Origin of the sequence: Auritidibacter sp. NML120636 (assembly GCF_003185945.1) — a bacterium.
GTDB classification, from domain to species: domain Bacteria; phylum Actinomycetota; class Actinomycetes; order Actinomycetales; family Micrococcaceae; genus Auritidibacter; species Auritidibacter ignavus.
This window is the reverse complement of the sequence record NZ_QHLO01000012.1, coordinates 11,447-25,648: the sequence shown is the minus strand read 5'-3', so window position 1 is coordinate 25,648 and position 14,202 is coordinate 11,447. Positions and strand designations below refer to the sequence as shown.

The 14,202-nt window shown below is 55.7% G+C and carries 14 protein-coding genes and 1 riboswitch; of the genes, 2 read left to right on the top strand and 12 right to left on the bottom strand.

The genetic code is table 11. The features are described 5' to 3' along the window. Positions 1 to 353: 353 nt before the first annotated feature. From DCC25_RS09680 to DCC25_RS09670, 3 genes are read right to left on the bottom strand one after another with little or no spacing between them, the layout of a single operon-like run. Positions 354 to 1,271, bottom strand: coding sequence for a MetQ/NlpA family ABC transporter substrate-binding protein (locus DCC25_RS09680; RefSeq protein ID WP_110101521.1), 918 nt, complete (start codon positions 1,269 to 1,271; stop codon positions 354 to 356). A 54-nt stretch (positions 1,272 to 1,325) separates the two neighbouring features. Next, positions 1,326 to 1,991, bottom strand: coding sequence for a methionine ABC transporter permease (locus DCC25_RS09675; RefSeq protein WP_110101520.1), 666 nt, complete (start codon positions 1,989 to 1,991; stop codon positions 1,326 to 1,328). A 1-nt stretch (position 1,992) separates the two neighbouring features. Continuing rightward, positions 1,993 to 2,823, bottom strand: coding sequence for a methionine ABC transporter ATP-binding protein (locus DCC25_RS09670; RefSeq protein ID WP_110101519.1), 831 nt, complete (start codon positions 2,821 to 2,823; stop codon positions 1,993 to 1,995). A gap of 6 nt (positions 2,824 to 2,829) precedes the next feature. Beyond that, positions 2,830 to 2,921, bottom strand: a riboswitch (SAM riboswitch). A gap of 246 nt (positions 2,922 to 3,167) precedes the next feature. Here DCC25_RS09670 and DCC25_RS09665 point away from each other — a divergent pair. Further along, positions 3,168 to 4,949 carry an HNH endonuclease signature motif containing protein gene (locus tag DCC25_RS09665; RefSeq protein WP_110101518.1) on the top strand — a complete coding sequence of 594 codons (1,782 nt, stop codon included), beginning with the start codon at positions 3,168 to 3,170 and terminating at the stop codon, positions 4,947 to 4,949. Here the strand turns inward: DCC25_RS09665 and DCC25_RS09660 are convergent. The 6 genes from DCC25_RS09660 to DCC25_RS09635 are packed head-to-tail and all read right to left on the bottom strand — an operon-like array spanning position 4,946 to position 10,351. Next, entirely contained in the window at positions 4,946 to 5,824 is an 879-nt protein-coding gene (locus tag DCC25_RS09660; protein WP_110101517.1) for a dihydrodipicolinate synthase family protein, read from the bottom strand. The genes DCC25_RS09665 and DCC25_RS09660 overlap by 4 nt on opposite strands. Next, complete coding sequence (locus tag DCC25_RS09655; protein ID WP_110099833.1) at positions 5,824 to 6,567, bottom strand: amidohydrolase; 744 nt, start codon at positions 6,565 to 6,567, stop codon at positions 5,824 to 5,826. Before DCC25_RS09655 ends, DCC25_RS09660 begins: the two co-directional genes overlap by 1 nt. Beyond that, on the bottom strand, positions 6,564 to 6,977 hold the full coding sequence (locus tag DCC25_RS09650) for an RbsD/FucU family protein (RefSeq protein WP_110099832.1): 414 nt from the start codon (positions 6,975 to 6,977) through the stop codon (positions 6,564 to 6,566). The genes DCC25_RS09655 and DCC25_RS09650 overlap by 4 nt, the downstream gene beginning before the upstream one ends. Before the next feature lie 4 nt (positions 6,978 to 6,981). Next, a complete protein-coding gene (locus tag DCC25_RS09645) occupies positions 6,982 to 8,238 on the bottom strand; it encodes an MFS transporter (protein ID WP_110099831.1) in 1,257 nt (418 codons plus the stop codon). 8 nt (positions 8,239 to 8,246) lie between these two features. Continuing rightward, complete coding sequence (locus DCC25_RS09640; protein WP_110101516.1) at positions 8,247 to 9,035, bottom strand: SDR family oxidoreductase; 789 nt, start codon at positions 9,033 to 9,035, stop codon at positions 8,247 to 8,249. 11 nt (positions 9,036 to 9,046) lie between these two features. Further along, positions 9,047 to 10,351, bottom strand: coding sequence for an enolase C-terminal domain-like protein (locus DCC25_RS09635; protein ID WP_110099861.1), 1,305 nt, complete (start codon positions 10,349 to 10,351; stop codon positions 9,047 to 9,049). A gap of 105 nt (positions 10,352 to 10,456) precedes the next feature. On the opposite strand from DCC25_RS09635, the gene DCC25_RS09630 reads away from it, so the two are divergent. Then, positions 10,457 to 11,185, top strand: coding sequence for an IclR family transcriptional regulator (locus tag DCC25_RS09630; RefSeq protein WP_110101515.1), 729 nt, complete (start codon positions 10,457 to 10,459; stop codon positions 11,183 to 11,185). On the opposite strand, the gene DCC25_RS09625 is transcribed toward DCC25_RS09630, so the two are convergent. From DCC25_RS09625 to DCC25_RS09615, 3 genes are read right to left on the bottom strand one after another with little or no spacing between them, the layout of a single operon-like run. Further along, a complete protein-coding gene (locus tag DCC25_RS09625; RefSeq protein WP_158524773.1) occupies positions 11,182 to 12,147 on the bottom strand; it encodes an ArsA family ATPase in 966 nt (321 codons plus the stop codon). The genes DCC25_RS09630 and DCC25_RS09625 overlap by 4 nt on opposite strands. After that, positions 12,138 to 12,419, bottom strand: a complete 282-nt coding sequence (locus DCC25_RS09620; protein ID WP_110101513.1) for a cory-CC-star protein — start codon at positions 12,417 to 12,419, stop codon at positions 12,138 to 12,140. Before DCC25_RS09620 ends, DCC25_RS09625 begins: the two co-directional genes overlap by 10 nt. Beyond that, positions 12,419 to 14,125 (bottom strand): carbon starvation protein A, encoded by a 1,707-nt coding sequence (locus tag DCC25_RS09615; RefSeq protein WP_110101512.1) that lies wholly within the window; start codon positions 14,123 to 14,125, stop codon positions 12,419 to 12,421. Before DCC25_RS09615 ends, DCC25_RS09620 begins: the two co-directional genes overlap by 1 nt. Positions 14,126 to 14,202 lie beyond the last annotated feature (77 nt).

The window sequence follows — 14,202 nt, the reverse complement described above, 5'->3', positions numbered from 1 at the left end:
GACAGCTATTCCGCAAATCTGATAGGCGGGTAGAAACATGGCCCTTGAGATTCTGGCACCCCCAACGCTTCCCTCAACCATTCGTCCCCCTTGCGCACGCCCACGCACCGGTGTAATGTGAAGTGCATCACAATTAAGCGCGGGTTTACTGCCAATAGTCCTCAAGCACCCGCTGGTGATGGCTCAGGTTTTGTGTGTTGACCGAGCCAGGAGGGCACTGCGGAATCCAGCGCGATCACCACAGAAGTCTCAGCGAGCCGATCTTCCACGGTGACGAGCAACACCTCGGCCCTGAGACAGTGATCGCACCGCAGAGCCCTCCATTTCTCTGTTCAGCCCGCGTCCGCCGAGCCTTACAGCTTGCCCGACGTGAACTCCTCCCACTTCTGAGCCGAATCACCTACGGTGATCGTATCCTCAGGCGCGACCACTCCCCCTCCGAGATAATCCTCATACCACTGCTGGACTTCCTCAGACTGGTACGCCTCCTGTAAGACCTGAGCCGCCTCGGTATCGCGGAATTCCGGCTTGGCAGCCACGACAACAGTGAAGGGGACCTCAACCTCAGGATTATCCTCGAGAATCAGAGCCGTCTCCTCCACGTCATATCCGGCTTCGGCAATCAATCTGACGAACCCGAAGCCCGCGTCAACATCGGGCAAGGACTGCCCCAAGGAGTGCTGATCGATTTCGACGAACTCGAGATCCTTCGGGTTAGCGGTGATGTCCTGTTGAGATAGCGCCGTCACGTCTTTGGACTCATCCACCTCGATCAAGCCTCCCTCGGCCAACAGCTTGAGAGCACGACCGTTATTGGAGGTATCGACGGGAATGGCAACGGTCGCCCCCTCCGGAAGCTCGTCCAAGGTCTCGTACTTCTCCGAGAAAATACCGGAGGGAGCGTAATTGACCGAGAAGAGTGGCTCAACATCGGTTCCGTTGTCTTGATTAAACTGTCGCAAATAGGCCTGATCCTGGAAGAAGTTGACGTCGTACTCGCCTTGGCTCACCGCCTCATTCGGCAACACGATGTCGGTGACATAGGTGGTCTCAAGTGTCCACCCCTCTTCCTCAAGCTGATCTTTCACGATCTCAGTGGGCTCTTGGAAGGGCGCCGATTCGGTGACGATCATCGAAATGGTCTGTTCCTCATCAACAGTGCTTTGCTGATTAGCTAACCCGCAGGAGGTCAAGGACAGCCCGGCCAGCAGGCTGGCGCCGAGAGCGCCCCATCGCCGCGAGGGTGCAGTGGTGAGCATGGTGATTGTCATGGTGAGTTTCCTTTCACAGCAAGATTTCTGAAGGGCCTGATGACCACTGGCGAGCTAGGCCAAGCGTTTATCGGTGATGCGCACCAGGCGGTTACCCAGGATTTGCACCGCGCTGACCAGCAACAGCATCAGCACGATGGCAACCAGCATGACTTCGGTTTCATACCGGTAATAGCCGTAGCGGATCGCGAAGTCCCCGATCCCGCCACCTCCGACCAGGCCGACCATGGCCGAATACGAAATAAAGGAGACAGTGGTGATCGTGATGGAGCCGATCAGCGCCGGCCGGGCGTCTACCAGCATGACCTGCCGGATGATCTGACCACGGGTCGCCCCCATCGCGCGGGCTGCCTCGATCGGCCCGGAGCCGAGTTGATTGATGTTCTGTTCGACCAGTCGAGCGAAGTACGGGATGGCATTGACCGTCAGCGGAACGATAGCCGCCGCTGTGCCGACCGTGGTCCCCACCAGCAAACGGGTGAAGGGAATGATCGCGATCAGCAGGATCAAGAACGGGAATGACCGCACCGCATTCACCAAAGCCGATATCACCTTATGCAAGTGCGGTGAGGGCGAAATCCCGTCGGGCGCGTGGTTGACCAACCAAATTCCCAACGGAGTTCCGAGCAACACCGCAATCGGGATCGCGACCCCGATCATAACGAAGGTCTGCAACAGTGCTGTGGTGAGTTCGGGAAGGAGCTCGAGGATGCGTTCCATCTCACTCACCCACCTTCTGCAGTGCCAACTCCGCGGCCTCTTCCACCACGACAGGAACATCCGGGGGCGTACTCCGTCCCTTCTGTACCGAGATCCCTTCAGAAAGCAGGTAACGCCCGATCGCGGTCTGAGGCTGGAAGGTTGCGGCCCGCAGGTCATCGGTGGTGAATTGCTCCACGATCGAGCCATGCTCCATGACCGTCACGTCATCGGCCAGGGCTTTAATCACTTCCATTTCGTGGGTCACCAGCACAATGGTGATCCCCAGTTGAGCGTTAATATCAGCCAGATATTGCAAGACCGTGGCAGTAGTGAACGGATCCAATGCCGAGGTTGGCTCATCGCACAACAACACATTCGGCTGGGTGGCTAGCGCCCGCGCAATCGCAACACGCTGTTTTTGGCCGCCAGATAGCTGCGCCGGATAGGCCCTCGCCTTGTCCGCAAGATCCACCAAGTCGAGCGCTTCCAGCGCCCGCCGGCGACGCTCACGTCGGTCTTTCACCCCGGAAAACGTCAAAGACTGCTCGACATTGGCCAGCGCTGTGTGATTATTGACCAGGTTGAACCCCGGGAAGATCATCCCGATCTGATGGCGACGCTGACGCAGTTGCTCAGCGTTGAGCTGTGTCAGCTCCTCGCCATCGACCCACACCTGCCCGGCCGTGGGCCGTTCGAGCAGATTGATATTGCGCAACAGTGTGGATTTACCGGCCCCCGAAAAACCGATAATGCCATGGATCGAGCCCCGACGTATCTCAAGGCTGACGTTATCGACTGCGGTAATCTCACCACCTTTGAACGTTGTGGTGACGTGACGCAGAGAAATCATAGGAATCCTCCATCGTAGCTGGCATTGGCACCTTTGCCTCATATGGCGGGTTGCCTCGACGTCTTCGAGCCAGGTCTCTCGGTCGATCTGGATGGTTACCGGGCTAGTCTGACACACCACAATGAGGCTGTCATGACCGCTGTCACATACACGACTTCAGAGCTCGACGAGCCCGTTCAACCTCAATACAGACCCAGAGATGACTCCGTAAGACGCCACACTGCACGCTATCCACAGTCCCAATCGGCGGTCTTATCGTGTCCTCAGGAATCGATACTATGTTCTACATAACGATTGACAGAGCATAGTATCAAACAACTGATCGATGATGGGAGGTGTGCACGATGACGGTCACTGACTCACCGCGCGCCCGCCATCCATTGTCATTTTTGGATCTCGATGGCGTGGCCGGGGCCTCCATGGGAGATAAGGCCGCCGCTGCTCTGGTCTTGCTCAAATCGCTGGGGCAGGACCTGGCCGCATCGGACGCTTACGAGAAATTCGCTCGCTACACTCCCGAAACCGCGAGCGCAGACTGGAACTCGTCGCTCGCCTCCGCCCCGCAACAACATGACTCCACGCGGTTAGTGGAACCTGACAACTACTGGGACTCGTTGCCGGAAATAAACCATGTGGCAGAAGCCTTGCAGACTGCGTTGGCCGGGGCCCAGACGCTGTTGAGCGGTCATACCCAACGCGCCACGGCGTCCAGTGCCGATCAGCAGGATCTTTTGGGCGTTCCCGAGGGCGCTCGTGGTTACCGGGATGGCCGGAAGTACTTTACCGAGTCTGTCGGGATCGGAACTCGAGAAGCCAAACAACGCCAGCAACGCTCCGAATTCATCTCCGGCGGTCCACCACCGATCAGTGGCGGCCCCGAGATCCCACCGGAGTTTCCCGCAGCGACGAAGGCCTTCAGCATTGGGTCGATCAGCACAGAACACTTGGACCGGCTCATTCGCCTGGTCAATGATGTCAAGAAGTATGCCCGGAACACACATACTCCACCTGGTTTGATCGATCGACTGCTTGATGAGGTCGTGCCCCTGCTGGTCGAGCGCGCCGAGGAACTCAGCGTCAACGAGTTCAACACGCTCTGCAAGGAATGGCTACCCAAGATCTGCCACCACATTGATCAAGACGGCCCGGCACCCGAGGAGGTCGTCGACCCACAGCGGGGCCGGGAAGATTTTTGGGTCCGACCGCGTGAAGATGGTGGCCTTGATTTCGGTGGTACGGTGTACGGGTTGTCTGCCGAACTCCTCTCGACCATCGACCATGCTGCGAACAACTACGCTGCCCTGAAAAACAACGCCACCAACGAGGCTCAGGCGCAGACGCCACGCAATCCGCTGATCAAAGCAATCATGGCAAACTTCCCAGAGCTGAAACCCCACGATGTGATCAGTGTTGACGAGAACGGCACTGAGCAGGTGTACGCAGAGCACGATCTGCTCGACCGGAGAAGTCGCAATCAGCGTACGCTGAATGCACTGTTCGCGGTCCTCACCGCGGGACTCGGAGCAGGCCGTCAGAAGAACGCGCTCCCCTCCACCCGCGGTCAAGATACGAAGATGATCGTGACCATGGACTACGAAACCTTCAGCCATCAACTCTCCCGACGCTTCCAGCTCGATGAGGATCTCAGAAGGTCCACACTTCGAGATTGGTTGGTTGATGACCCCACCACTCGCGGACACAGATTCCGATCCGAAGGTCAATATTCTGCAACGATTCATCCCTCACGACTCAGAGCGATGGCCTGCCACGCCGGAATCATCCCGCAACTCATGGATGGCGATCACGAGGTCCTAGACATGGGACGGCAGCGACGCGATTTTTCCGCCGCTCAACACCGCTGCCTGGTGGCTCGAGACCGCGGGTGTGCCACACCGGGGTGCACTATGCCTCCAGCCTGGTGCCACGTCCACCACATCACAGAGTGGGAACACGGTGGCGAAACGGACATCGATAACGCGGTACTACTCTGTAGCGCCCACCATACCGATGTGCACACCGGTAAGTGGAGTATTGTCAGAGTCGACCGCGAGGGAGTGTGGTTCTCACCGGCTCCGTGGCTGAACCCTGATCCCACTCCCCGTCGAAACGTCAGGGCACACAGTTAAGATTTCAAAACTTTACTTACACTTTTTTCTAGCTCTTGATCAGCCTGTACGCCTGGTTCGAGAATCTCTGTGCTTATCGGTAGTCCCTTGGTTTTTACCGCTACTTTTATGGCCGAAATGAAAAGATCAGCTGTGTCATAAAGTCGCATCAAACTTGTTATACGAGTAGCACACTCGACCACGGTCTGGCAGTGTTTTGCTTGGTAAGCCCGGTGTAGCCTGACGAACAGCTCGGGTTCAACATTGGTCAACCCAGAAAGTATCCCGGCACCACCACTGACTCTATTGGTCAAATAGTACTCATCAAAACCCGATAGCACTGAAAAGTCATCCCGGGCTTTCGACACAGCTTGAATAACTTCCCTGGTATGCGAAGCAGAATCCACCGTATCTTTGATCCCCACAATATTTTGATATTTGCTCGCGAGACGGGTTACAAGCTCCGGGCCGAGGTCCGAACCAGTCCGGGCCGGAAAGTTATAGAGCATAACCGGCATGTGGACAGATTCAGCGACGGTAGCGAAAAACTTCTCAGCCGAGCATTCCGAAGGGCCGAAGTAGTACGGTGAAACCACAACTACTGCATCTGCACCATGTTCGCGCGAGAAATTCGATAATTCGATTACGTCTTCTTGGCGAGTAGCTCCGGTCCCCACTAACAGTTGGATCCTCGAATCAAGATGCTCAGCCAGAATAGCCACGGCTTCTTTCTTTTGCTCCAAGGTGAACCCGTAGAACTCACCAATAGAACCAAAGAGCAACACGCCGTCTATCCCAGCCTCAACTAGATGATCGAGGTGTCGTTTCCAGTTGTCAAAATCGAAGGAACCGTTTTGCAGCGGGGTAATTGACGGCGTATAGACTCCGTTAAACATTATCGCTCCTGACCAATTTGATAAGCGCGAAGCGCGTTGAAGGCGAAGACATCCTCGTCATCTTTAAAGACTGATCGGACAAAGCAGAAGTGCTCATCGAAGTCAGCTCGCACCGGGAAATTTGATGCGTAAAGCACTTTGAACTTCCCGAACGTTTCGGCAACATAGTCCACTACTTCCTTCTGCACCGGGTCATCGCCGGAGATCTTGACATAGCAGCTAGGCAACTGGGCCAAATCCCGCAACGCAGCTCGTGATTCAGGGGTCAAATCGGTGACATTGCCCAGGTGATCCAAAACGAGCTGTGCTTCAGGAACCTTAGCCAGGGCTCGGGCTATATCCGTGATGTCTTCGCCTCTGCATGTGACATCAAAGGGCAGAGGCAGAGAGCGCAGACCTTCTATAAAACTCTGTTCCATCACTCTTCCAGAAGGAGCAGTGTGAAGCGGCTCTCGAATGCCGGTAGCGTGGACAGGCACCCTCATCCACGGGCTTAGTTGAGATCGCAAAACCCGTCCGAGGATTTGTGGTCTCTGACGTTCGTAGACCAACTGATCTTCCTGTTCTGGATCATCTTGATCAATTTCAACGTAGACCCCACCGAGAAACTCGACGTCATCATACTTGTCATATTCAGCCCGAAGATCCTCGAACCGGTACGTTCGGTTCAGTCTGTCGCTCAGCCACGGGATCGACTGAACATTCGGATCCCACTGGTGAAAATGGGCGTCAATGACCTTCATACAACCACCCCTTTGGTCAAGATCAAATTGGCATACTGCGCGACTTCGCCCGTAGCCACCACTGCATAAGCCTGCTGAGCCTGCTCATAGAAGTCGAAGCGGTTCAAAAACCCAATATTCTCCTCGTTTAGGAGCTCGATATAATCGTTCCAGATAGGCGTTTCTACCCGATCTCCAGCCACGACTTCCATAAGCGTAACGGGTTTCTCAATGTAGGTATCTAACGGGATCAGCTCAAGAACTGCCTTGACTAGCCGTAAAGTCCCGTGGCCATCAGCACGCACAATCCGCTGCCCGATGGAAGTCGCGGGAAAGTGCGCGTCCGCAAGCACAATTGTGTCCCCGTGGCCCATTTCAGCAAGGACCTTAAGAAGTTCCGGCGAAATGACCGAGTCAATTCCCTTGAGCATTGTCCTAACTCACTTTCTGGTGGTAGCCGATTCGAGAACCGGAAATGCCGTACCAAACCAGGTAGGCAAAGCCAATCAGAGACACAAATAGCGAAGCTTCCAAACCGAAAGCGTCTTGGACGAAACCCAACAGGAGCGGGATAACTGCTCCACCGCCAATAGTCATCGTGAGTATCGCTGCACCGTTCTTCGCCGCGGCTCCATCAATGCCACGCAGTGCCAACGCGTAAATAGTTGGGAAGCCAATCGACATAAAGAAGTAAAGCACCATAAACGCGATCACTGAGATGGGCCCGAGTCCAAGTGCCGCTAAGAACATCATCGCAAAACCAGCACTGAAATAGATGGCAAGAACTTTTCCAGATTCAACGTATTTGAAAACTGGCGCCGTGGCGAAGCGCCCCAACGCGAAGAGCACAGTCAGAACTGCCAAAAGGGTAGAAGCCACTCCGGCGTTGATCCCGTCCCACTGCTGCTGAGCAAAGGTCGAAAACACTGAAAATCCAAGAGTTTGCAACCCCACGTAAACGAACAAGGCAACTACACCAAAGGTGAAGTAGGGCCTAAAGAACACCGCTCCAAACCTCGCCGAATTAGCCATCCCCACATCATCGCCTGCGGGTGTGGGGAGTTTGGCGAAGACGAATACCAGCAACACGGCAAGCACAACAATACCGATGACCGTATAGATCAGTGCGGTCTGCCCCATAAAAGTATCCCGGGCTTCCTGGAAGCCGGGGTCGCCGGCGGTTACCGTCTCACCCAGGATCAGGCCAAGCAACAAGGGGCCAATGACCTGACCAATACCGTTAAACCCCTGGGCGATGTTCATCCGCGTCGACGCAGTACTTTCACCCCCAATCTTGGTCATATACGGGTTGCAGTTAGCTTCCAGCGCAGCGGCCCCCAGAGCAATAACGAACATCGCTATAAGAAATATCCAGTAGGACAATGTAGAAGTCGCAGGGATAGTCAGCGCCGCACCGAGAACAAAAAATACGAGCCCGACAATCATGCCACCCTTATACCCATGCCGTTTCGCCACCATTGTTGCTGGGATCGCCATCACGAAATATGCCCCGAAATAAGCGACCTGCAAGAGCGAAGACTCCGCACCGGAAAGTTGAAGATAGGTGGCAAACGGGTCACGGATGCCATTGACGAGGTTCATGGTCAAACCCCAGATAAAGAAGAGGGCAGTAACCAAGATAATGGCCGTGCGGACGGCCGAGGTTTTTCGTCCGGTATTTTCCGCAGACATGATGGCTCCTAATTCAGCGCGCGGTCGAGATGAACGTACCCACCGTCAACGTAAATCTGCTGACCTGTGGTGTGGCTGGACAGTGGTGAGAGCAAGAAAACACCCATATCAGCGATTTCTTTCGGAGTCGTCATCCGCTTTTCCAAGGGGATGTTTTCGGTGATCTCCTCAAGTCGCGCTTGTTGTTCGGCTTCTGCCCCGAAAGTTTTAATCCAATTGGCATACATCGGGGTCCAGGCTTCTGCAACCACAATCGCATTAGCACGTACCGAGTCCTTCGCAAGGGCGGCCGCCCACTCGCGTGTCAGACCAAGGATCGCACCTTTCGCGGCCGCATAGGCGGACGTCTTTCCCTGACCCGTTACCGCGGTTTTGGACGTGATATTTAGAATGGACCCCTTAGATTCGCGCAAGTAATTCACCGAGGCATGCACGGTTTCGTAGTAATGGGTGAGATTGCCGTGCAGAGACTTCTCGAATTCTTCCCAAGTGGTGCTATCTAGATCCAGGTTGTCATTTGTCCCAGCGTTATTGACCACTCCGGCCAGGACACCGTACTTCCGGTAGACTTCATCAACGATCGGTGCAATTTGCTCCGTATTGTTTAGGTCAACCGTGTAATATTCATAGGTAGCGCCTAGATCACTCATTGAAGCGGTAAAATCCTCATCGGCTTCCGAACGGTTCAAGACGACGGGTATAGCACCTTCACGTGCCAGAGATTCAGTGATGGCCCGTCCAATGCCATGTTTACCACCGGTAACAATTATGGGTTTTTCTGCTAGTTTCAGATCCACGATAGGTCTCCTTATTGCTGGTTTAGAAGTCGCTGCGACGCGGCGTCAAAGGTATATGCCGTGATTGATTCAGGCTTCATTTCGCTCGACGCGCCTGGAGTTCTGGGAGCCACATAATGGCCCTGACGAATTTCGGTGGGAGTCACAAAATGCTCGTGTAGGTTATCGACATATTCGATGAATCGGTTTTCTTTAGTCGCCGAAACGGCGATATAGTCAAACATTGACATGTGAGCCACCAACTCGCATAGCCCTACACCGCCAGCATGGGGGCAAACGCGAACTCCGTACTTAGCGGCCAATAGCAAGATCGCTATGTTCTCATTCGGTCCGGCTACCCGAGTGGCATCCATCTGATAAACGTCTAGAGCACCCGAAGTAATGAACTGCTTGGCGATGATCCGGTTCTGCATTTGTTCACCGGTCGCGACTGGGATAGGGGTAATGGCCTCACGTATCGCACGATGCCCGAGAATATCGTCCGGGCTGGTCGGCTCTTCTACCCATGCTAAATCGTAATCTTGAAGCTGGTTGATCCACTCAATTGCTTCGGGAACATCCCAAACTTGGTTGGCATCGACCGCTAGTTTCACGTCCGGCCCCACAGCCTCACGAGCGAGAGCAAGTCGTCGCCAGTCATCTTCCACGCTGCCACCGACTTTGAGCTTAATCTGACCGAAACCGTGGTCCTTAACGGCCTCTTGACACAAGCCCACCATCTTCTCGTCTGAGTAGCCCAACCACCCCGGAGCTGTCGAGTATCCCGGGTAACCATTGGCTAAGAGGTCAGCTTTGCGCTCGGCACGAGTGGGCTCAGCACATCGCAGTATGTCGAGAGCTTCATTGCGAGTGATGGCATCTGATAAATAACGAAAGTCCACCAGATCGACGAGTTGCTCTGGTGTCATGTCCGCAAGCAATTCCCAGAGCGGTTTCTTCTCTCGCTTGGCTTTAAGGTCCCAGAGGGCGGTGAGCATCGCTCCAATGGCCATGTGCTCCACGCCTTTTTCCGGACCAAGCCAGCGGAGCTGAGAATCGTTTATAAACATTTGAGATGTCGCACCCATATCTGCCAGTAGCGCGTCCACCTCGGAGCCGACAACATAGTGTTTCAGCGAATCAATCGCTGCGACAACCACGTCGTTTCCGCGACCAATAGTGAACACAAACCCATGGCCGGTCTCCCCGGCGTCAGTTTCGACAGTGAGATAGGCCACCGAGTAATCCGGATCGGGGTTCATCGCGTCAGAACCATCGAGAAAATCGGAGGTTGGAAAACGCACGTCACTTGTGCGCGCTTGGGTAATCAGGCTCATGTCATACTCCCCATTGAGTTCCATCAGATGAAACTAAGTTTCATATTTTGTTTTGTACTATTGAGCCTAGTTTCACCGATCTCCCAGCACAAGGATTTGTCTCCTATGGAGCCTGTGACCGCCACCGACAAAACTCTGATGGTGCTACGTTCTGCTATCACTCATCGACGTTTCACCGATATCGTTGAAGATACTGGTCTAGCGAAAGCCACCGTGCATCGGATCCTGCAGAAACTACTGAGCTACGGTTTCTTAACCTTCGACGAGCAATATTTTCCAGGGCCAGCAATGTTATCGATGGCATCCGAAGCTTTTGACGCGATCGATATTTCCGCAGTAGCCACACCGGTTATCCATCGTCTAGCGCACGAGACCGGGTTTACGGTACATGTGGGAGCTCGTAACGATAATGAGGCCATATATGTGGCTATCGACAACGGTCGAATGCCCTACAGACTCCCTTCCCATGTTGGTGATCGCCTGTCGCTACATTCCACCTCGATCGGCAAGGTGCTACTGGCAACCTCCAGCCCAGAATATGTGGCTGATTACGCCGACCACCCAGGTCTAAACGCCAAGACTCCCCGGACAATTACAAACTTGACGGCGTTAACCAAAGAGCTGGATCGGGTGCGCGAACAGGGGTACGCCCTCGACGATGAAGAGAATGTGCCGGGCATTCGTTGCGTCGGGGCACCCGTGACCAACTACTTGGGACAAGTTTCTCATGCGGTTTCGGTGACCACCTTGGCCATGGAAAACGTCAACATGCATGGACTTGCCGATGAAGTCGTTAGGGCTGCGACAGAGATTTCCTATCGGCTTGGATCTTAGCCAGCATCAGTGGAGGCCAAGATCTGCTCCAGGTCGCCGTCGGTATAGAGCGGAACCTGGAAAACCGGGGAGAATGTCTCGGTGATGCGCTGAGCCCATACTGCTTCACGCTCCCGGCGCTCGGCAAAAACTCCCTCGGATCCGGCCGGCGTTCGGCGATTAATCATCACCGCGGCGACAGGGATGCGACTGGATCGCAGTTGATCGGTCAGCTCCAGCGTTTCCTGAACCGGAAGTCGCTCAGCGGCGGTGACCGGGATGAAGCTACACCGGGCAGAATCAGTCAGCAATCGATGGAAGTTCTCTAGCAACTCTTTGCGCCGATACAAGGCGGCGCGGATTGCGGCATTGCGCTCGTCGGCGGGAGTGGTGCCTTCGGGTTGGTCAGGACCGGGCAATGCATTTAGGGCCGCGACGTAGTTCTCGGATTTCCGGCGCCGCGACAGCATGGCCTCAGCCCAGGTGGTCATGGTTTCGGGAAGTTCCAGCAGCCGGAGCGTATGACCGGTCGGGGCGGTATCAAAAATCACCAGATCCCAGTCCGGGCTCAAGCTCAGTTGGGCCATATGCTCCAACAGCGCAGCCTCGTGAGCACCCGGCGAGGCGGTGGCGGCCCGGAAATACCGGGTGACCTCGCCGTGCAAATGCGGGGGCATCATGCCTCGGACCGTCTCGGCCACGGTATCAAAATGCTCAGCGGCAACCCGTTGCGGATCGGCTTCAAGTACCCAAAGGTTGTCGTGTAATCGTTCGGGCTGATCCGAAAACTGCCGCTCAAACAGGTGCCCGAGGTTATGTGCAGGGTCGGTCGAGACCAACAGAAGACGAGCGTCAGGGCGAGCACGAGCCACGGCCAGTGCGGCGGTGGCAGACAACGTGGTTTTACCGACTCCACCTTTCCCACCAAAGAGCACGACGGATCGGTTGCCGATCACCTGGGTGAGGAACTGGTTTAGCAGCACCGTAGTCCTTCCACCGGGGAGCGTTCCATTCCCATGCGTCGGTGCCAGTCGTGGAAGTTCTCGTACAGCACGGGCATCAGCTCAGCCGTGTAGTAAGTGGCCGGATTGGGAATACCTAATGCTTCGGAGAAAACCATCATCATCAGCAGGTCATCCTCGTCGCGGGCGGATCGTGCGAAGGTCTGACGATAAGGCCCGGCGTAGAACTCATGGAGTCCGGCGGCGAGTGCGGCAAATTTGTCCCGGACCCACCGCCAGCGTGCCGTAGCCATTAGACCTTGGCCTGCGCGTTGGCCTCGAGATCATCGTGCTCGGTATCAAGATCCAGCGGTTCGTTCCGGGTGGTGATGTAGGCCCGCACCGCGGTGATGATCACCAACAGCGAGGCGACCAGGATGATGATATCCAGCACCAGGAGCAACCAATTTTCCTCTCGGTAGAACTGGCCCAGCTGAATGATCAGCGCGTAGACAGAGACCACCAGCACATAGACCAATGGGATCACCACCGGCCAGATCGGACGCTTCAGGCGTGCCAGGATGATGGTCAAGACCGACAGGGTGAGGGCAGCCATCAGCTGGTTGGTAGTACCGAACAGCGGCCAGATGATCATGCCACCTTCGCCATCCGCACCGGCCGAGAAAGCCAGTCCCATGGTCACCAGCATCACGATCAAGGTGGCCACGAACGGATTGAGCTTCAGTCCCATGGTCTGACCAATTTCAGCGACCACGAAACGTTGCAACCGGACACCGGTATCCATGGTGGTGGCGGCGAACAGCACGGCCATGGTGGCCAGGATCGTGGCCGACAGTGACGGCGGGATGCCCAATCCCATGTTCAGAATGTTGCCACCGGCTTCCACAAAGGCTGGGGCGCCACCGGCGTTGAACTCCGAGTAGACCTCTTTCCAATCCGCCAAGGCTTGGAAACCTGAGGTGGTAGCGATGATGGTTCCCAGGGCGAGCAAGCCTTCGCCCACCGCACCGAAGTAGCCCACGAACCGCGCATCGGATTCCTTATCGAGCTGTTTGGACGAGGTACCCGAGGAGACGATGCCGTGGAAACCAGAGATCGCCCCACAGGCAATCGTGACGAACAACAACGGGAAGATTCCCGGAGTGCCCTCGGGAAGGTCTTGGTTCACCGCGGGAGCCACCACGGTGGGGTTCGAGATCAAGATGGCACCGTAGAGTAGGGCCAGACCGACGAAGAGTTGCAGACCGTTGATGTAGTCACGCGGCTGCAACAGCATCCACACGGGAAGCACCGAGGCGATCCCGGCGTAGATGAACAGCACCACAATCCAGAACGCACTAGCGGACAGGCCCATGATGGTCTCGGGCAGTTCAACGGGGTACCGGTCGCCAAGGATCATCAAGCCGTAGAGGACGACCACACCGATCACCGATACGAGCGGCAGGTTCCACTTCCACTTATAGATGGCCTGACCGATCAGCAGCGCTACCACGATCGCACCCCAGGTGGGGATCACGGCGGTTGGGGTGGAGACCAGCAATCCGGAGATGACCACTGCAAAGGCGGCGTTGACCATCAGCAGGAGCAAGAAGATGACCACCAGGAACAGGTTTCGCCCGTGCGTTCCGATGTAACGGCCGGACAGGGTTCCGATGGAACGGCCTTTGTGCCGGCTGGAGGCCCACAGAGCACCCAGGTCGTGCATGCCGGCGAAGAAGATGGTGCCGAGGGTCACCCAAAGGAACGCCGGAGCCCAACCCCAGATCACCGCGACCGCGGGACCAACGATCGGGGCCGCACCGGCCACCGAGGTGAAGTGGTGGCCCCACAGCACATATTTATTGGTGGGAACGAAGTCCACCCCGTCACGGAACTGGTGAGCCGGCGTGAGGTAGGTGGAGGAAAGCTTGTAGACCTTTTGCGAGAGGAATTTCGAATAGAGAAAATAGCCCAGCAGGATCATAGCGACCCCGACCACGGCCAGGATGAGTGAGTTCATGATGTCCTCAGGTGTGAGATGGAATACTGCCGAAAGCGTACTACATCACAGCAGATTTTTACTTTTGAAGGCTAGTA

What these genes read in the sequence shown, in the direction of transcription:
- DCC25_RS09660 (WP_110101517.1), bottom strand. Translation starts at nt 5,824, where the DNA reads ATGTTTAACGGAGTCTATACGCCGTCAATTACCCCGCTGCAAAACGGT.
- DCC25_RS09620 (WP_110101513.1), bottom strand. Translation starts at nt 12,419, where the DNA reads ATGGCTACGGCACGCTGGCGGTGGGTCCGGGACAAATTTGCCGCACTC.
- DCC25_RS09665 (WP_110101518.1), top strand. Translation starts at nt 3,168, where the DNA reads ATGACGGTCACTGACTCACCGCGCGCCCGCCATCCATTGTCATTTTTG.
- DCC25_RS09670 (WP_110101519.1), bottom strand. Translation starts at nt 2,823, where the DNA reads ATGATTTCTCTGCGTCACGTCACCACAACGTTCAAAGGTGGTGAGATT.
- DCC25_RS09675 (WP_110101520.1), bottom strand. Translation starts at nt 1,991, where the DNA reads ATGGAACGCATCCTCGAGCTCCTTCCCGAACTCACCACAGCACTGTTG.
- DCC25_RS09680 (WP_110101521.1), bottom strand. Translation starts at nt 1,271, where the DNA reads ATGACAATCACCATGCTCACCACTGCACCCTCGCGGCGATGGGGCGCT.
- DCC25_RS09650 (WP_110099832.1), bottom strand. Translation starts at nt 6,977, where the DNA reads ATGCTCAAGGGAATTGACTCGGTCATTTCGCCGGAACTTCTTAAGGTC.
- DCC25_RS09630 (WP_110101515.1), top strand. Translation starts at nt 10,457, where the DNA reads ATGGAGCCTGTGACCGCCACCGACAAAACTCTGATGGTGCTACGTTCT.
- DCC25_RS09615 (WP_110101512.1), bottom strand. Translation starts at nt 14,125, where the DNA reads ATGAACTCACTCATCCTGGCCGTGGTCGGGGTCGCTATGATCCTGCTG.
- DCC25_RS09645 (WP_110099831.1), bottom strand. Translation starts at nt 8,238, where the DNA reads ATGTCTGCGGAAAATACCGGACGAAAAACCTCGGCCGTCCGCACGGCC.
- DCC25_RS09655 (WP_110099833.1), bottom strand. Translation starts at nt 6,567, where the DNA reads ATGAAGGTCATTGACGCCCATTTTCACCAGTGGGATCCGAATGTTCAG.
- DCC25_RS09635 (WP_110099861.1), bottom strand. Translation starts at nt 10,351, where the DNA reads ATGAGCCTGATTACCCAAGCGCGCACAAGTGACGTGCGTTTTCCAACC.